Annotated in this window: 16 protein-coding genes; 8 read left to right on the top strand and 8 right to left on the bottom strand. The window is 70.8% G+C overall.

Going from position 1 to position 16,539, the window contains the following annotated elements:
- Positions 1-47: 47 nt before the first annotated feature.
- Together B9S64_RS22465 and B9S64_RS22460 are read left to right on the top strand one after the other, a co-directional pair.
- Positions 48-3,872: a multifunctional oxoglutarate decarboxylase/oxoglutarate dehydrogenase thiamine pyrophosphate-binding subunit/dihydrolipoyllysine-residue succinyltransferase subunit gene (locus B9S64_RS22465; protein ID WP_109492097.1), complete on the top strand. Its 3,825-nt coding sequence runs from the start codon at positions 48-50 to the stop codon at positions 3,870-3,872.
- Positions 3,873-3,960: 88 nt separating this feature from the next.
- On the top strand, positions 3,961-4,140 hold the full coding sequence (locus tag B9S64_RS22460; protein ID WP_014048295.1) for a DUF6104 family protein: 180 nt from the start codon (positions 3,961-3,963) through the stop codon (positions 4,138-4,140).
- Here the strand turns inward: B9S64_RS22460 and B9S64_RS22455 are convergent, their stop codons facing one another.
- A complete protein-coding gene (locus B9S64_RS22455; protein ID WP_103488883.1) occupies positions 4,141-5,031 on the bottom strand; it encodes a hypothetical protein in 891 nt (296 codons plus the stop codon).
- Positions 5,032-5,192: 161 nt separating this feature from the next.
- Here B9S64_RS22455 and B9S64_RS22450 point away from each other — a divergent pair, with 161 nt between their 5' ends.
- Complete coding sequence (locus B9S64_RS22450) at positions 5,193-6,050, top strand: DUF4097 family beta strand repeat-containing protein (RefSeq protein ID WP_103488884.1); 858 nt, start codon at positions 5,193-5,195, stop codon at positions 6,048-6,050.
- Position 6,051: 1 nt separating this feature from the next.
- Complete coding sequence (locus B9S64_RS22445) at positions 6,052-7,092, top strand: PadR family transcriptional regulator (protein ID WP_103488885.1); 1,041 nt, start codon at positions 6,052-6,054, stop codon at positions 7,090-7,092.
- A 341-nt stretch (positions 7,093-7,433) separates the two neighbouring features.
- Here B9S64_RS22445 and B9S64_RS22440 read toward each other — a convergent pair whose 3' ends face one another.
- From B9S64_RS22440 to B9S64_RS22420, 5 genes are all read right to left on the bottom strand, one after another.
- Complete coding sequence (locus B9S64_RS22440; protein WP_103488850.1) at positions 7,434-8,006, bottom strand: Clp protease N-terminal domain-containing protein; 573 nt, start codon at positions 8,004-8,006, stop codon at positions 7,434-7,436.
- A complete protein-coding gene (locus B9S64_RS22435; protein WP_028438797.1) occupies positions 8,006-8,215 on the bottom strand; it encodes a helix-turn-helix domain-containing protein in 210 nt (69 codons plus the stop codon). Before B9S64_RS22435 ends, B9S64_RS22440 begins: the two co-directional genes overlap by 1 nt.
- A gap of 31 nt (positions 8,216-8,246) precedes the next feature.
- Positions 8,247-8,804 (bottom strand): GNAT family N-acetyltransferase, encoded by a 558-nt coding sequence (locus B9S64_RS22430; RefSeq protein WP_103488849.1) that lies wholly within the window; start codon positions 8,802-8,804, stop codon positions 8,247-8,249.
- Positions 8,801-9,766, bottom strand: a complete 966-nt coding sequence (locus B9S64_RS22425; protein ID WP_103488848.1) for a zinc-binding dehydrogenase — start codon at positions 9,764-9,766, stop codon at positions 8,801-8,803. The genes B9S64_RS22430 and B9S64_RS22425 overlap by 4 nt, the downstream gene beginning before the upstream one ends.
- Positions 9,767-10,069: 303 nt before the next feature.
- Positions 10,070-11,296 (bottom strand): NADP-dependent malic enzyme, encoded by a 1,227-nt coding sequence (locus tag B9S64_RS22420; RefSeq protein ID WP_103488847.1) that lies wholly within the window; start codon positions 11,294-11,296, stop codon positions 10,070-10,072.
- Positions 11,297-11,818: 522 nt separating this feature from the next.
- On the opposite strand from B9S64_RS22420, the gene B9S64_RS22415 reads away from it, so the two are divergent.
- The 3 genes from B9S64_RS22415 to B9S64_RS22405 are packed head-to-tail and all read left to right on the top strand — an operon-like array spanning position 11,819 to position 14,535.
- Positions 11,819-12,778: an ABC transporter substrate-binding protein gene (locus B9S64_RS22415; RefSeq protein WP_103488846.1), complete on the top strand. Its 960-nt coding sequence runs from the start codon at positions 11,819-11,821 to the stop codon at positions 12,776-12,778.
- A gap of 27 nt (positions 12,779-12,805) precedes the next feature.
- On the top strand, positions 12,806-13,777 hold the full coding sequence (locus B9S64_RS22410; protein WP_372454050.1) for an amino acid ABC transporter permease: 972 nt from the start codon (positions 12,806-12,808) through the stop codon (positions 13,775-13,777).
- Complete coding sequence (locus tag B9S64_RS22405) at positions 13,774-14,535, top strand: amino acid ABC transporter ATP-binding protein (protein ID WP_103488844.1); 762 nt, start codon at positions 13,774-13,776, stop codon at positions 14,533-14,535. The genes B9S64_RS22410 and B9S64_RS22405 overlap by 4 nt, the downstream gene beginning before the upstream one ends.
- Before the next feature lie 81 nt (positions 14,536-14,616).
- On the opposite strand, the gene B9S64_RS22400 is transcribed toward B9S64_RS22405, so the two are convergent.
- Positions 14,617-15,378, bottom strand: coding sequence for a trans-aconitate 2-methyltransferase (locus B9S64_RS22400; protein WP_103488843.1), 762 nt, complete (start codon positions 15,376-15,378; stop codon positions 14,617-14,619).
- An 88-nt stretch (positions 15,379-15,466) separates the two neighbouring features.
- Here B9S64_RS22400 and B9S64_RS22395 point away from each other — a divergent pair, with 88 nt between their 5' ends.
- The gene (locus B9S64_RS22395) at positions 15,467-16,096 is read left to right on the top strand and encodes an ABATE domain-containing protein (protein ID WP_093527335.1); all 630 of its coding nucleotides are present in this window, start codon (positions 15,467-15,469) and stop codon (positions 16,094-16,096) included.
- On the opposite strand, the gene sodX is transcribed toward B9S64_RS22395, so the two are convergent.
- Positions 16,000-16,440, bottom strand: coding sequence for a nickel-type superoxide dismutase maturation protease (gene sodX, locus B9S64_RS22390; protein WP_258037686.1), 441 nt, complete (start codon positions 16,438-16,440; stop codon positions 16,000-16,002). The two genes, B9S64_RS22395 and sodX, sit on opposite strands and share 97 nt — an antisense overlap.
- Positions 16,441-16,539: the final 99 nt, after the last annotated feature.

Here is a 16,539-nt window from a genome sequence, read left to right as displayed (position 1 = left end):
TTTCCGCTGTCCATCACCTTGTGAAGCGGAAGAGGGCGGTTGCCGCCGTGTCGTCTCAGTCCCCCAGTAACTCGAGTATCTCGACCGATCAAGAAGCGGGCACCGGGTCCAACCCGGCGGCCGCGTTCGGTGCCAATGAGTGGCTCGTCGACGAGATCTACCAGCAGTACCTCCAGGACCCCAGCTCGGTCGACCGCGCCTGGTGGGACTTCTTCGCCGACTACAAGCCGGGCACGTCCGGCACGGCGGACAAGCCCGTCCCGACGGTGGCGGGTGCCACGGTGACCACGGCCCCGGCCGCGGCCCCCGTGAACAACACCCCGGCCGCCGCGCCCGCTCCGGTCAAGGCCGCAGCCCCCTCACCCGCCCCCGCCGCACCGGCGAAGGCAGCTCCTCCGGCCGCGCCCGCGAAGCCCGCCGCCGCGCAGGCCGCTCCGGCCAAGGCGGCCCCGGCCAAGGCGGCTCCGGCCGCCGCGAAGGCCGACACCGCGACCGAGGCCCCGGCCGGCCCCGAGTACGTGACGCTGCGCGGCCCCTCGGCCGCCGTCGCGAAGAACATGAACGCCTCGCTGGAACTGCCGACGGCCACGTCCGTGCGCGCCGTCCCGGTGAAGCTGCTCTTCGACAACCGCATCGTCATCAACAACCACCTCAAGCGCGCCCGTGGCGGGAAGATCTCCTTCACGCACCTCATCGGGTACGCGATGGTGCAGGCCCTCAAGGCCATGCCGTCGATGAACTACTCCTTCGCGGTCAAGGACGGCAAGCCGACCCTGGTCAAGCCGGAGCACATCAACCTCGGCCTGGCCATCGACCTGGTGAAGCCGAACGGCGACCGCCAGCTGGTCGTCGCGGCCATCAAGAAGGCCGAGACGCTCAACTTCTTCGAGTTCTGGCAGGCGTACGAGGACATCGTCCGCCGCGCCCGCGTCGGCAAGCTCGGCATGGACGACTTCACCGGTGTCACCGCCTCGCTGACCAACCCCGGCGGCATCGGCACCGTGCACTCGGTTCCGCGCCTGATGCCCGGACAGGGCCTCATCATGGGCGTCGGCGCGATGGACTACCCGGCCGAGTTCCAGGGCACCTCGCAGGACACCCTGAACAAGCTGGGCATCTCCAAGGTCATGACGCTGACCTCCACGTACGACCACCGGGTCATCCAGGGTGCGGCGTCCGGCGAGTTCCTGCGCGTCCTGGCCCAGCTCCTGCTCGGCGAGAACGACTTCTACGACGAGATCTTCAAGGCGCTGCGCATCCCCTACGAGCCGGTCCGCTGGCTCAAGGACATCGACGCCTCGCACGACGACGACGTCACCAAGGCCGCGCGGGTCTTCGAGCTGATCCACTCCTACCGGGTCCGCGGTCATGTGATGGCGGACACCGACCCGCTGGAGTACCGCCAGCGCAAGCACCCCGACCTGGACATCACCGAGCACGGCCTCACCCTGTGGGACCTGGAGCGGGACTTCGCCGTCGGCGGCTTCGCCGGCAAGACGCTGATGAAGCTCCGCGACATCCTCGGCGTCCTGCGTGAGTCGTACTGTCGCACCACCGGCATCGAGTTCATGCACATCCAGGACCCGAAGGAACGCAAGTGGATCCAGGACCGGGTGGAGCGTCCGCGCCCGGCCCCGGAGCGTGAGGAGCAGCTGCGGATCCTGCGCCGCCTCAACGCCGCCGAGGCGTTCGAGACGTTCCTGCAGACCAAGTACGTCGGCCAGAAGCGGTTCTCGCTGGAGGGCGGCGAGTCCGTCATCCCGCTGCTCGACGCGGTCATCGACTCCGCGGCGGAGGCGCGCCTGGACGAGGTCGTCATCGGCATGGCCCACCGCGGCCGCCTGAACGTCCTGGCGAACATCGTCGGCAAGTCGTACGCGCAGATCTTCCGGGAGTTCGAGGGCAACCTCGACCCGCGGTCGATGCACGGCTCCGGCGACGTCAAGTACCACCTGGGCGCCGAGGGCACCTTCACCGGTCTGGACGGCGAGCAGATCAAGGTCTCGCTGGCCGCCAACCCCTCGCACCTGGAGGCGGTCGACCCGGTCCTGGAGGGCATCGCCCGCGCCAAGCAGGACATCATCAACAAGGGCGGCACGGACTTCACGGTCCTGCCCGTCGCGCTCCACGGCGACGCGGCCTTCGCGGGCCAGGGCGTCGTCGCCGAGACCCTCAACATGTCGCAGCTGCGCGGCTACCGCACCGGCGGCACCGTGCACGTGGTGATCAACAACCAGGTCGGCTTCACCGCCGCCCCGGAGTCCTCGCGCTCCTCGATGTACGCCACCGACGTGGCGCGCATGATCGAGGCGCCGATCATCCACGTCAACGGCGACGACCCGGAGGCCGTGGTGCGGGTCGCGCGCCTCGCCTTCGAGTACCGGCAGACGTTCAACAAGGACGTCGTGATCGACCTCATCTGCTACCGCCGGCGCGGTCACAACGAGGGCGACAACCCGGAGTTCACCAACCCGCAGATGTACACCCTGATCGACAAGAAGCGCTCGGTGCGCAAGCTCTACACCGAGTCCCTCATCGGTCGCGGCGACATCACGCTGGAAGAGGCCGAGCAGGCGCTCCAGGACTTCCAGGGCCAGCTGGAGAAGGTCTTCGCGGAGGTCCGCGAGGCCACCTCGGCGCCGTCCCAGCCGCATGTCCCGGACGTGCAGGCGGAGTTCCCGGTCGCCGTGACCACCGCGGTGTCCTCGGAGGTCGTGAAGCTGATCGCCGAGTCCCAGGTGAACATCCCCGACACGGTGACCGTGCACCCGCGTCTGATGCCGCAGATGCAGCGCCGCGCGGCCTCCGTGGAGAACGGCACCATCGACTGGGGCATGGGCGAGACCCTGGCCATCGGTTCGCTGCTGATGGAGGGCACCCCGGTCCGGCTCGCCGGCCAGGACACCCGCCGCGGCACGTTCGGTCAGCGCCACGCCGTGCTCGTCGACCAGAAGACCGGCGAGGACTACACCCCGCTGCTCTACCTCACCGACGACCAGGCCCGTTACAACGTCTACGACTCGCTGCTCAGCGAGTACGCGGCGATGGGCTTCGAGTACGGCTACTCGCTGGCCCGCCCCGAGTCGCTGGTGATCTGGGAGGCCCAGTTCGGTGACTTCGTCAACGGCGCGCAGACCGTCGTGGACGAGTTCATCTCCTCGGCCGAGCAGAAGTGGGGCCAGACCTCCGGCGTCACGCTGCTGCTGCCGCACGGCTACGAGGGCCAGGGCCCGGACCACTCGTCCGCCCGCCCGGAGCGCTTCCTCCAGCTCTGCGCGCAGAACAACATGACGGTCGCGATGCCGACCCTGCCGTCGAACTACTTCCACCTCCTGCGGTGGCAGGTGCACAACCCGCACCACAAGCCGCTGGTCGTCTTCACGCCGAAGTCGATGCTGCGTCTGAAGGCCGCGGCGTCGAAGGCGGAGGAGTTCACCACCGGCGGGTTCCGTCCGGTCATCGGCGACGACTCGGTCAAGCCGGAAGCCGTCCGCAAGGTCGTCTTCTGCGCGGGCAAGCTCTTCTACGACCTGGACGCCGAGCGGATCAAGCGCGGCGACACGGAGACGGCGCTCATCCGTCTGGAGCGCCTGTACCCGCTGCCGGGTGCGGAGATCCAGGCCGAGATCGCCAAGTACCCGAACGCGGAGAAGTACCTCTGGGCCCAGGAGGAGCCGGCGAACCAGGGCGCGTGGCCGTTCATCGCGCTCAACCTGATCGACCACCTGGACCTGGCCGTGGGCGCCGACGTGCCGCACGACGAGCGTCTGCGCCGCATCTCGCGTCCGCACGGCTCGTCCCCGGCGGTCGGCTCGGCCAAGCGCCACCAGGCCGAGCAGACCCAGCTGATCAACGAGGTCTTCGAGGCCTGACCGGCTGCCGTACACACCGGAGGCCCGGTCCCGCGAGAGGTTCGCGGGGCCGGGCCTCCGGCCTGTCCGGGCTCGTTATTCTGGTGCCATGTACTTCACGGACCGTGGCATCGAGGAACTGGAGAAGCGGCGCGGCGAGGAGGAGGTCACCTTCGAGTGGCTCGCCGAGCAGCTGCGTACGTTCGTCGACCTCAACCCCGACTTCGAGGTGCCCGTCGAGCGTCTCGCGACCTGGCTGGCCCGGCTGGACGACGACGAGGACGAGTAGTCACCACACCGGCCCGCCGCCCCGGGCGCCCCGTTCCGCTTCGGCCCTGAACCGGTCGTAGGCGAGGCCCAGCGCCCCCTGCACCAGCAGGACGAGTCCCGCCGCGAGCCATCCCGCGCCGCGTCTGCGGGCTCCCCACAGGGTGAGCGGGATCCCCGCCGCCACCTGGGCCGCCGCCAGGGCGCGGGCGCGAGGGCCGCGTACCCAGGGTCCGAGACCGGTGGACTCGACTGCGTCGAGCTCCACCTGGACGGCGTCACGCCAGCCGGCCCACTCGATCCGTTCCACCTGCGGGTGGACGCCGGCCGCGGTGCGCAGCCGGTCGGCCGGTTCTCCTGGGGCGAGGCCGGGCGGCAGGGCCACCCCGGCGCGGGTGAGCACGGCGAGCAGTTCGCGCAGCCGGGCGTCGGCGTCGGCCTCGGGGTCCTGCCGGGTGAGCGCCTCCAGCTCCTGGACGTCCAGCACCGGGTCGAGGCTGAGCCGGGCCGCGAAGGTCCGCATGGCCTCGTCCTCACCGGCCGGGGTGCCGTCGGCCAGCCAGACGTAGCCGACCGGGCGGCGGAAGCCCGCGGCGAGTGTGTAGCCGGACCGGTCGCCGTCCCACCACAGGGCGATGACCGGCCAGGTGGCGCCCACCGCGAGGGCGGTGGCCCAGCCGCCCATCACCCGGTCCACGGGTTCGGCGCCGCCGGGGGCGGCGGGGGCGGCGGGGGCGGCGTCCGGGCCGTCGTGGGGCTCTCCCCGCCAGGGCTTTCCTTCCGGGACGAGGACGCTCCAGCCGGTTCCGGCGGGCAGGAGCAGCATGCGCTCCCGCAACAGGTGAGCCGGTGGCCGTACGGCCTCGGGGTCGGCCCGGCACAGCAGCAGTGCACCCACGGAGGTAGCGGTCATGTTCCCTACGCTAGGTCACCTTGTCTGCATATGAGCTGATTCGGCGTCCGGATCGGACATCCACACCTGTCCAGCCCCTCTTGACTTACGACAACCGCGATATATCGTGTTCTTCAGAGACGCGATATGTTGCGTAGGGGCACGCTCAGGGAGGTCAGACCATGCCTGATTCGACGTGGACCGTCGCCGAGCCGCGGAAGCTCACGTTCGACGACCCCGTGACGACGCTGCGCGTGCGCGTGGTCGACGGCACGGTCAATGTCGTCGGCACCACGGAGCCGACGGCCCGGCTGGAGGTCTCCGAGATCGAGGGACCGCCGTTGATCGTCACGCGGCGGGGCGGCGAGCTGACCGTGGCGTACGAGGACCTGCCGTGGAAGGGGTTCCTGAGCTGGCTCGGCCGCCGGGCCCCGCGCCGCAAGGCCGTCGTCTCGCTCGCCGTGCCGAGCGGCGCGTCGGTGGAGGTGGGGGTGATCGGGGCGGGTGCGGTCGTCTCGGGCATCCAAGGCCGCACGGAGTTGCGTGGGATCACCGGCGACAGCACCCTGGTGGGACTCTCCGGCCCGGTCCGGGCGGAGACCGTCTCCGGCGACCTGGAGGTCCAGGCCGTGACCGGCGATCTGCGCTTCCACTCCGTCTCGGGCAACCTCACGGTCGTCAAGGGCGCCGGCACATCGGTGCGCGCGGAATCCGTCAGCGGGGACATGGTGCTGGACCTCGACTCCGCCCCGAAGCCGACGGACATCAGGCTCACCACGGTCTCCGGGGAGATCGCCATACGGCTGCCGCACCCGGCGGACGCCAAGGTGGAGGCGAACACCGCGAGCGGCGAGGTCAGCAACGCCTTCGAGGACCTGCGGGTCAGCGGCCAGTGGGGAGCGAAGAACATCACCGGAAAGCTCGGCGCGGGCACGGGCACCCTCAAGGCCACCACCGTCTCCGGTTCGATCGCCCTGCTGCGCCGCCCACCGGCCCAGGACGAGCCGCGGGACGCCGAGCCGACCGGAAAGAAGCTCTGACATGCCTCCCGTATTCGCCCACGGACGTCTCCGCCTCTATCTGCTCAAGCTGCTGGACGAGGCCCCTCGCCACGGCTATGAGGTGATCCGCCTGCTGGAGGAGCGCTTCCACGGCCTGTACGCCCCCTCGGCCGGCACGGTCTACCCGCGGCTGGCCAAGCTGGAGGCCGAGGGCCTGGTCACCCATGCCACGGAGGGCGGCCGCAAGGTCTACTCCATCACCGACGCGGGACGCGAGGAGCTCGCGGGCCGGGGCGGGGAGCTGGCCGATCTGGAGCTGGAGATCCGCGAGTCGGTCTCGGAGCTGGCCGCGGAGATACGCGACGACGTGCGCGGTGCGGCGGGCCAGTTGCGCAGTGAGATGCGCGCGGCGGCCTCCGAGTCCAAGCAGGGCGCGGGGGGCGCCCCCCGGAGCGGCGGGGCGCCCGGCGGCGAGGCCGACGCGTGGCGCGTGGCGAAGGAGGAGCTGCGCAAGGCGAAGCAGGAGTGGAAGGAGCAGGCGCGCCGGGCCAAGGACGAGTCGCGCCGCGCCCGCGAGGAGGCGGACCGGGCCCGCCGTCAGGCCCAGGAGGCGCACGAGAGGGCGCGCGAGCAGATGCAGAACGCCGCCCGGCAGGTGCAGGAGCACTTCTCGCGCGGGGACTGGCCCACCGGGGTGCGCGAGGGGCTGGCCGAGATCACGGGCCAGCTGGGCGGCTTCGCCAGGACCGGCAGCTGGCCCTCGTACAGCAAGCCCGATCCGGCCGAGCCTGAGGTCAGGTGGGAGAGCGAGGACAGCCCGGTGGCGGACGCCCCGGACCCTTGGGCCGCCGACATCCCGCCCACCGGCGCCCCGGCCCGCGACCTGGACCGGTTGCTGGACCGCTTCCGCGACGACATCCGGGACGCGGCACGGGACCGGGGCATCAGCGCATCCCAACTGACGGAGGCCCGCCGCCATCTCGCGACCGCCGCCTCCCGCATCGACGCGCTGCTCGCCGGGCCGGAGCCGGAGGACACCGAGCGGCACGACAGGCCCGGCTCCACGTCCAAGGGGCTCTGAGCGGACCCGGGACCCGCGGGTGGACCGCCGCCACCGGGGCGCCGCACCGGCTCCGGGGCTGCGCGCCTGACCGTCACGGCCGGGCGCCCCGACGCCGGTCGGCGGGGTGGGGCGGGGGCGGGCGCCGACGAGCGGAGGGCGGGGCACCGACGGGTGGGCCGGCGACGGTCAGGGCCGGGCCGGGCTGTCATCGGGCCGGGGCGGGCCGCCGGTGGGCGGGTCTCGCCGCCCGGCCGACAGATAGGCCGGGGCTCAGACGGGCGGGTGGGCCGCCGCGCGGTCACCCCAGGCCGCCCGGATACCACGGCCCGCCCGGACACCGGCCGGTGGTGCGGCGCAGGTCAGCCGGCCTTGGCCTCGCCCGCTCCCCCGGCACCGTACAAGGCACGCTCAACCGTCGTGTACGTCGCGCCGTGGTCGGCGAGCACATCGGCGACGGTCCCGGGGTGGGCGGTCAGGGCCAGCAGGATGTGTTCCTCACCGATGAAGCGGTCGCCCCGGCCGAGGGCGATGCGCAGGGACTTCTCCAGGATCCTCTTCGCCCCGCCGGTGAAGCTCCGACGCCCCGGCCACCGGCGGCGGTTGCCACGGTCACCGCCCAGGACGCCCTCACCGTGCGCGTCCTCGACCCGGGCGACGATCGCGTCGACATCGACGCCGATCCCGGCCAGGGCGTCCGCGTCGGCCTTGGTCAGCCCACCACGTCGACGGGCCTCGGCGCATGCCGTCTCCAGCGACGACCGGCGATCCGTCAGCCCCAGGGCGGTGAGGGCGAAGGCGGACCGGCCGCCCGGCCGGTCCAGCAAGGAGAGCAGCAGATGTTCCTCGGTGACCGATCCCGCGCCGGCCCGCTCGGCATGCGTGACGGCACCGGTCACCGTGGCGCGGGCCCCTTGGGTGAAACGCTCGAACATCACTGCCTCCCGTACTTCTTGTGTACGGCCTGCCGGCTGATGCCCAGCTCGGCGGCGATCTCCTGCCACGACCAGCCCTGGCCACGGGCGCTTTCCACTTGGACGGCCTCAAGCCGCTCCAGCAGCCGCCGCAACGCGGCGACGGCACGCAACCCGACACGCGGGTCACGGTCACCGGCACGCGCGGCGAGATCCGTTGCTTCGGTCATACTGTCAACGTACGTTGACAGTCGGGTCGTGTCAACCGAAGTTGACAGGGTCCGTGGCGAGGCGGGCATGACGTTCCACGTCGTGGCGGACGCCCTCGTACCGCAGCTTTCCGCGTTCGATTCCCTCGGCGATGAACCCGGCCCGCCGGGCCACCGCGCAGGACGCCGGGTTGTCCGTGCGGTGCCCGAGCTCCAGCCGGTACAGGCCCAGATCGTCGAAGGCCCAGCGGGCGAGCGCCCGTACACCCGCCGAGGCCACTCCGGAGCCGCGTGCCGCCTCGGTGGTCCAGTACGACACCCAGCCGCAGCCGTGGACCTGGTTCACGGCGGTCACGGCCACGCACCCGAGGGCCTCACCCTGGCCCGTCGCGCGGACGGCGGCCCAGGCGTATCCGGTGCCCGCCGTGCGTTCCCGTTCCCACCGCGCGATCCAGTCCAGCGCCTCGGCCCGGGTGGTGACCGGATGGCCGCCCGACTGCCGGGCCATCTCCGACGGCGCGAAGGCCCGGAGCACGGCCGGCGCGTCCGACGGCCGCCAAGGCCGCAGCAGGACGCCCCCGGACGCGTGCGGCCGGCGGGGTCCCGTCACGAGACGGTCAGCACGATCTTCCCGAACAGGTCGCCCGCGGCCAGGCGTTCGAACCCCTCCCGGGCCCGGTCCAGCGGCAGGGTCCCGTCGATCACGGGCCGTACGCCGGTCGCCGCGCAGAAGGACAGCAGGTCCTCCAGCTCGTCCTTGGAGCCCATCGTGGAGCCGACGACCCTGAGTTCCAGGAAGAAGATCCGGGTCAGTTCGGCGTGCGAGGGGCGATCACCGCTGGTCGCCCCCGAGATGACCAGGGTCCCTCCGGGACGGAGCGACTTCACCGAGTGGGACCAGGTCGCGGCGCCGACCGTTTCGATGACGGCGTCGACGCGCCGTGGCAGCCGCGCCCCGGGCTCGTATGCCTCGACGGCCCCCAGCTCGACGGCTCGCTTCCGCTTGGACTCGTCCCGGCTGGTGGCGTACACCCTCAGCCCGGCGGCCTTGCCGAGCACGATCGCGGCCGTGGCCACACCGCCGCCCGCTCCCTGGACGAGTACGGAGTCCCCGGGCCGGACACCGGCGTTGGTGAACAGCATGCGGTAGGCCGTCAGCCAGGCCGTGGGCAGACAGGCGGCCTGCTCGAAGGTGAGCTCCCGTGGCTTCGGCAGGACGTTCCAGCTGGGCACGGTGACCTGTTCGGCGAAGGTCCCCTGGTACCGCTCGGTGAGGATGGAGCGCGGCTCCGCGGGGCCGACCCCGTGCCCGGTCTGGCCGATGACGGAGTGCAGGACGACCTCGTTGCCGTCCTGGTCGATCCCGGCGGCGTCGCAGCCCAGGATCATGGGCAGCTTGTCCTCGGCGAGCCCCACCCCGCGCAGGGACCACAGGTCGTGGTGGTTGAGGGAGGCGGCCTTGACCCGGACGGTCGTCCAGCCGGGACGCGCCTCGGGCGCGGGGCGTTCGCCCAGCTCCAGGCCGTCGAGGGGCTGGTCACGGTCGATGCGTGCGGCGTAGGCGGCGAACATGGCCACGACGATAGGCCGTGACCCGTCGTGAGGTAACCGGTCGGCGGTGTGACACGGGCCCCAGAGCGCGCTCCGCGGCCGGTGACGCGCGGCGCCCGGCCTGGCACCCCGACCGCCCCTCCGGCCCACCAATCCGCCCCTGGCCGCCCCCTGCCGTCCCCAGTCACCGGCCACCAGCACCCGGCCCCCGGTCACCGGCGCACGGACCCCCCGCCCCGCCAACGCGCGCGGCGGCCGCCCGGCCGGGAAACGGAAAGGGCGGGCGGAACACGGTGGTCCGTGTCCGCCCGCCCTCCCGGCGTGTCAGCGCCGCGCCACGCCCTCCGCGCGGGCCGCGGCCGCCACGGCGGCCGTGACCGCGGGGGCGACCCGCTCGTCGAACGGCGACGGGATCACGAAGTCGGCGGCGAGTTCGTCACCGACGACGTCCGCCAGCGCGTTCGCCGCGGCGATCTTCATGCCCTCGGTGATCCGGGAGGCCCGGACCTGGAGGGCGCCCGCGAAGATGCCGGGGAACGCGAGCACGTTGTTGATCTGGTTCGGGTAGTCCGACCGCCCGGTCGCCACCACGGACGCGTACTTGTGCGCGATCTCCGGGTGGACCTCGGGGTTCGGGTTGGCCATGGCGAAGACGAACGCGCCCGGCGCCATGGAGGCGACGGCCGGCTCGGGGACCGTGCCCCCGGAGACACCGATGAACACGTCGGCCCCGGCCAGGGCCGCCTCCAGGGAACCGGTGATGCCCGCCCGGTTCGTGAGCTCGGCCAGCTCCCGCTTGACCTCCGTGAGGTCGTCCCGGTCCTTGCTGACGATGCCCTTGCGGTCGGCGACCGCGACATCGCCGATGCCCGCCTCCAGCAGGAACTTCGCGATGGCCACACCCGCGGCGCCCGCGCCGGAGATGACACCGCGCAGCTCGCCGAGCGTGCGGCCGGACAGCTTCGCCGCGTTCCGCAGGGCGGCCAGGGTCACGACGGCCGTGCCGTGCTGGTCGTCGTGGAACACCGGGATGTCCAGGCGCTCCTGGAGCTTGCGCTCGATCTCGAAGCACCGGGGCGCCGAGATGTCCTCCAGGTTGACCCCGCCGAAGGACGGCGCGAGCCGCACCACGGTGTCGACGATCTCGTCCGCGTCGGTGGTGGCGAGCGCGAGCGGCACCGCGTCCACCCCGCCGAACTGCTTGAAGAGGATCGCCTTGCCCTCCATCACCGGGAGGGAGGCCTCGGGACCGATGTCCCCGAGGCCGAGCACGGCCGTGCCGTCCGTCACGACGGCCACGACCTGCGACTTCCAGGTGTAGTCGTGCACCAGCTCGGGCTGGTCGGCGATGGCGCTGCACACCTTGGCGACGCCGGGTGTGTACGCGAGGGAAAGGTCGTCCTTGTCGCGGATCGGGACGGTGGACTGCACCGCCATCTTCCCGCCGCGATGCAGGGCGAAGGCCGGATCGAAGGGCTCGTCCGTGCTGTTGACGCCGGCCGCACCGGGCGTCGGGCTGTCGCTGCGAGGATTGACGATCTCCGCTGCCATTGTGTTGACCCCTTAAGTCTTCATCATGTGAGGGTGGCCACTCCTGGTTGAGGAGGGGTGGGCGGGCACCGCGTACGTTCCCGGCACCGAGCGGTTGGCACGCTCCCGCCGGGGATGTACATACGCGCGGGCGCGCCGCACACGCGCCCTGAGCCCCGGATGAGGGGTGTAAAGGTCTTTCTTACCTGACGAACCGGGCCCGGGACGAGTCCATATCGACGCGGTGACGTGACTCATAGTCGAATATCTGGACAAGTCCGCTAAGGGGCACAAAGGTCGTCCACGAGTCGAGACATACCGGAGATTCTCCGGAGCGGAGCTCGAATGCCAACAGATGATCCGGCCTTGCGGCGCGGGCCCGTTGGGGTCAGGGGGTCACCCGTTATCCGATTTTGACATGCCCAGCCCCCTGATCGGGCCAGTCCGAATGGCAAGATGCCCTAATCACACACGGTGGCGGCACTCGAAGGTGCGTGCACACCTACCTGATCAGCATTCCCTCACCGCCGGAGGACACCGATCATGACCGCAAGCACCCTCTGTCGTACGGCCGCGAAGTCCCGGATTGCCGCGGCCTGCGCGGTCGCGGTCGCCGGAACCCTGCTGCTCACCGCCTGCGGCGACCAGACCGACAGCGGTTCGGAGGCGGGTGACGTCACCGCGTCCAAGAGCGGCGCCCCGCTCTTCGACAAGCTGCCGGAGAAGTACCGGAAGTCGGGTGTCATCAAGGTCGGCACCAACGCCGAGTACGCGCCCATGGAGTCCGTCGAGAACGGCACGATCGTCGGCGTCGACCCGGACATCGCCGAGGCCCTCGGCAAGCAGCTCGGTGTGAAGTTCGAGTTCACCTCCGGCTCCTTCGACGGACTGATCACCGCGCTGAACACCGGCCGCCACGACGTCGCCATGTCCTCCATCACGGACAACAAGCAGCGTCAGGAAGGCCTCGACGAGAACGGCAAGAAGCTCGGCAAGGGCGTCGACTTCGTCGACTACTTCCTGGCCGGCACCGCCGTCTACACCAAGAAGGGCAACCCCGAGGGCATCGGGTCCATCGAGGACCTGTGCGGCAGGACCGCGGCCGTCCAGCGGGGCACCACCTACGAGGAAGCGCTGAAGAAGCAGTCCAAGGCCTGCACGGAGGGCGGCAAGAAGGCCGTCAAGATCCAGTCCTTCGAGAACGACACCGAGGCCCAGACCCGGGTGAAGTCCGGCGGCGCGGTCGCCGGGGTCAACGACTACCCGGTCGCGGTCGACCTGGCCCGCAAGGCCGGCGACGGCAAGGACTTCGAGGTCGTCGGCGAGCAGGTCGACGCCGGCCCGTTCGGCATCGCGGTCAACAAGGACAACACCGAACTGCGTGACGTCCTCAAGGAGGCCGTGGACGCGATCATCGCGGACGGCTCCTACCAGAAGGTCCTGGACAAGTGGGGCGCCGCCACCGGCGCGATCGACAAGGCCGCCGTCAACGGCGGCAAGTGACCGGCGCACCACCGAAGGGCGGTCACCGTGACTGACATGTTCGACAAGGCTGCGGACGGCCCACCGGTCGCCGCCGCGCCCGTCTCCGAGGCCACCACCGTCGCGCCGGAGACCATCACAGCCGTTCCCGTCCGCCACTACGGCCGCTGGATCAGCGCCGTGGTCGTCATCGGGCTGCTCATCTCCCTGGTGTACGCCTTCTCGCAGGGCAACATCCAGTGGCAGGCGGTCCAGGACAAGCTGTTCGACGACACCGTGCTGGCCGGAGCCGGCCGCACGCTGATGATCAGTGTGCTGGCCATGATCCTCGGTGTGGCCCTGGGCGTGGTCCTCGCCGTCATGCGGCTCTCGAAGAACCCGGTGACCAGCTGGGTCGCCTGGCTCTACATCTGGTTCTTCCGCGGCACGCCCGTCTACGTACAACTGCTGCTCTGGTTCAACCTGGCCCTGGTCTTCCCGATCCTCAACATCCCGTTCGTCTACAAGGACGAGATGACCGATGTGATGACCCCGTTCATGTGCGCCCTGCTGGGGCTCGGCCTCAACGAGGCCGCCTACATGGCGGAGATCTGCCGGGCGGGCATCCAGTCGGTGGACGAGGGCCAGACCGAGGCCTCCCACGCGCTGGGCATGACCCAGGCCAAGACCATGCGCCGCGTGGTGCTCCCACAGGCGCTCCGGGTCATCATCCCGCCGACCGGCAACGAGTTCATCAACATGCTGAAGACCTCGTCGCTGGTATACGCGGTCACCTACAACGAACTCCTGCGCTCGACATCGCAGATCGGCTCGACCAGTTACGCGGTGATGGAGATGCTCTTCGTCGCCTCCATCTGGTACATCGTGATGACCAGCGTCTTCAGCGTCGGCCAGTACTACCTGGAGCGCCGCTACGCCCGGGGCTCGCTGCGCGCCCTGCCGCCGACCCCCTGGCAACGGGTCAAGCTCAACCTCGCCAGCCTCCGTACCCGGAACCACCCCTCGACGAGGAACTCATGAACGCCATGGTGAAGGCCGAAGGCGTGCACAAGTCCTTCGGCACCGCGCACATCCTCAAGGGCATCGACCTGGAGGTCGCGCCCCGTGAGGTCTTCTGCCTGATCGGCCCGTCCGGCTCGGGCAAGTCGACGTTCCTGCGGTGCATCAACCACCTGGAGAAGATCAACGCCGGCCGGCTGTACGTCGACGGCGACCTGGTCGGCTACCGGCAGAAGGGCGACCGGCTCCACGAGCTCAAGGACAGCGAGATCGCCCTGAAGCGCCGGGACATCGGCATGGTCTTCCAGCGCTTCAACCTGTTCCCGCACATGACGGCCGTCGAGAACGTCATGGAGGCCCCGGTCCAGGTCAAGGGCGAGGCCAAGGCCGTCGCCCGGGTCCGCGCCGAGCAGTTGCTGGACCGCGTGGGCCTCTCGGACAAGGCGAAGCACTACCCCGCGCAGCTCTCCGGCGGCCAGCAGCAGCGGGTGGCCATCGCCCGCGCCCTGGCCATGGAGCCCAAGCTGATGCTCTTCGACGAGCCGACGTCGGCGCTCGACCCGGAGCTGGTCGGTGACGTCCTGGACGTCATGCGCGGGCTGGCGGAGGACGGCATGACGATGATCGTCGTCACCCATGAGATGGGCTTCGCCCGCGAGGTGGGAGACGCGCTGGTCTTCATGGACGACGGGGTGGTGGTCGAGACGGGCCACCCCCGCGATGTCCTGACCAACCCCCAGCACGACCGGACGAAGTCGTTCCTGTCCAAGGTGCTGTAGAGCGCGGAGAGACGGAGGGGGCGGCCACGCGCGTGGCCGCCCCCTCCGTCTCCCCGTCTCTCCGTCTCTCCGCTCCTCCGGCTACTTGAGCGCGAGCATCAGGGTGTCCGAGGGCGAACTCCAGACCGTGCGCGCCTCCCCGAACCCGGCGGCGCGCAGGGCGGCGGCATGCCACTGCGGGGAGGGCATGTCACCGTCCGCGTGCTCGCCGTAGATCCGGTAGCGCTCGGCGGTCGGTTCCGCGAGGGCCGGGTCCTTGGCGGCCAGGGCCCACCAGTCGGCCCAGTCCAGGGCACCCCCGGCACGGGCGCGGTCCATCGAGGCGTGCCGGTGGGCGCGTTCGGCGGCGTTGATACGGGGGGTCTCGGTGTCGATCATATGATCGGCGTTCATGAACACCCCGCCGTCGCGGACCAGTTGTCCGACGCGGCCGTACAGCTCCGCGAGCGGTTCGCTGTGCAGCCAGTGCAGGGCGGTGGCGGTCAGGACGGCGTCGTACGAGGAGTGCGGAAGCCGCTCGGTCCAGGCGGGGTCCTTGAGGTCCGCGGTGACGAAGGTGACCCGGTCGTCGCCCTCGAAGGTGCCGCGGGCGATGGCGAGGAGGGCCGGGTCCAGATCGACTCCGGTGCTGGTGGCGTCGGGGAACCGCCTGAGAAGGCGGTCGGTGATACTTCCCGTACCGCACGCCAGGTCCAGGACCCTCGGCGCGGGACCCACCACGGCCTCCACCATGTCCAGCATCACCCGGAACCGCTCCTCACGGTCCGGCATGTACCACTCCTGCTGCCGGTCCCAGCTCTCCTGCCAGGAACGCCAGTCGGTGTCCTGCGCGCTCTCCGCCATCCCAACCTCCACGTAACACCCAGTAGACACCCTCGACCATTACACTGGTCGGCACAGCGACCTTAAACCGATGCCGTAAGGACTACAAGTGGAACTGGCCCATTACTCGGATTACGCCGTACGTCTGGTGAACACCGAGGAGCCGGCCCGCGCCAAGGACTGCCTGACCAGCGTCGAGTCCGTCCGCGAGCTGTTCGGCACCAACGCCCAGGCCGCCCGGCGCGCCACGGACGCGGACGTCACGCGCTTCCGGTCCGTACGGGCCCGGCTGCGCGCGGTCTTCGAGGCGGCCGACAGCGGCGACGAGACGCTCGCGGTGGACCTGCTCAACTCCCTGCTGCTGGAGTTCCCGGTGAGCCCGCAGATCTCCGGCCACGACACCCGCGACGCGGACGGCAAGCCGGACTGGCACATGCACCTGGCCGACCACCCGTCGAACGCCACGGCCGGCTTCACCGCCATCGCCGCGATGGGCCTGGCCTTCCACCTCACCTCGTACGGGGTGGACCGGCTCGGCCTGTGCGAGGCCGCCCCGTGCCGCAACGCCTACCTGGACACGTCCACCAACCGCTCACGGCGCTACTGTTCGGACCGCTGCGCGACCCGGGCCAACGTGGCTGCCTACCGGGCCCGTAAGCGCCTGGAGACGGAGCGGTCCGGGGAGACGGAGCGCACCGCGGACACCGCCCAGCGCAGCACCCCGAGCACCGAGCGCTGATCCCGCTTCAGCGGCCGGTACCGGGCGCGTGCCCTGGCCAGCACCAGCTCCTCGGGCACGGCGCCGTAGTCCGTACTGTCCCCGCCCGCGAAGGCGTTGTCGCCCAGCACCCACCAGCCGTTGCCGCGCCGCTCGGCGGCCCGCTTCACCACCAGCAGGTCCTGCTGGAACGGATGGCGCAGAATCACCACGTCCCCGGGGCGTACCGGCGCGCCGTACTGCACGAGCAGCCAGTCCCCGTGGTAGAGCGTGGGCACCATCGACGGCCCCGTCACCTCCACCACCTGGAACGGTCTGCGCGCCGCCCGCCCGCCCCCGGCCTCCTGCGACAACTCCTCCGGCATCCGTGGCACCTCCCGGTCCGTCCTCCAGTACACCGCCGTGTGCACCGTTTCGTACATCCGGCCACTGGTCTCATCCTCACCCTGGACTTTTGGCCTAAG

This window comes from Streptomyces sp. SM18 (genome assembly GCF_002910775.2).
Lineage (GTDB): Bacteria > Actinomycetota > Actinomycetes > Streptomycetales > Streptomycetaceae > Streptomyces > Streptomyces halstedii.
This window is presented reverse-complemented; position numbering and strand designations above follow the sequence as displayed.

What these genes read in the sequence shown, in the direction of transcription:
- B9S64_RS22455 (WP_103488883.1), bottom strand. Translation starts at nt 5,031, where the DNA reads ATGACCGCTACCTCCGTGGGTGCACTGCTGCTGTGCCGGGCCGACCCC.
- B9S64_RS22400 (WP_103488843.1), bottom strand. Translation starts at nt 15,378, where the DNA reads ATGGCGGAGAGCGCGCAGGACACCGACTGGCGTTCCTGGCAGGAGAGC.
- B9S64_RS22440 (WP_103488850.1), bottom strand. Translation starts at nt 8,006, where the DNA reads ATGTTCGAGCGTTTCACCCAAGGGGCCCGCGCCACGGTGACCGGTGCC.
- B9S64_RS22460 (WP_014048295.1), top strand. Translation starts at nt 3,961, where the DNA reads ATGTACTTCACGGACCGTGGCATCGAGGAACTGGAGAAGCGGCGCGGC.
- sodX (WP_258037686.1), bottom strand. Translation starts at nt 16,440, where the DNA reads ATGCCGGAGGAGTTGTCGCAGGAGGCCGGGGGCGGGCGGGCGGCGCGC.
- B9S64_RS22435 (WP_028438797.1), bottom strand. Translation starts at nt 8,215, where the DNA reads ATGACCGAAGCAACGGATCTCGCCGCGCGTGCCGGTGACCGTGACCCG.
- B9S64_RS22415 (WP_103488846.1), top strand. Translation starts at nt 11,819, where the DNA reads ATGACCGCAAGCACCCTCTGTCGTACGGCCGCGAAGTCCCGGATTGCC.
- B9S64_RS22420 (WP_103488847.1), bottom strand. Translation starts at nt 11,296, where the DNA reads ATGGCAGCGGAGATCGTCAATCCTCGCAGCGACAGCCCGACGCCCGGT.
- B9S64_RS22445 (WP_103488885.1), top strand. Translation starts at nt 6,052, where the DNA reads ATGCCTCCCGTATTCGCCCACGGACGTCTCCGCCTCTATCTGCTCAAG.
- B9S64_RS22450 (WP_103488884.1), top strand. Translation starts at nt 5,193, where the DNA reads ATGCCTGATTCGACGTGGACCGTCGCCGAGCCGCGGAAGCTCACGTTC.
- B9S64_RS22425 (WP_103488848.1), bottom strand. Translation starts at nt 9,766, where the DNA reads ATGTTCGCCGCCTACGCCGCACGCATCGACCGTGACCAGCCCCTCGAC.
- B9S64_RS22405 (WP_103488844.1), top strand. Translation starts at nt 13,774, where the DNA reads ATGAACGCCATGGTGAAGGCCGAAGGCGTGCACAAGTCCTTCGGCACC.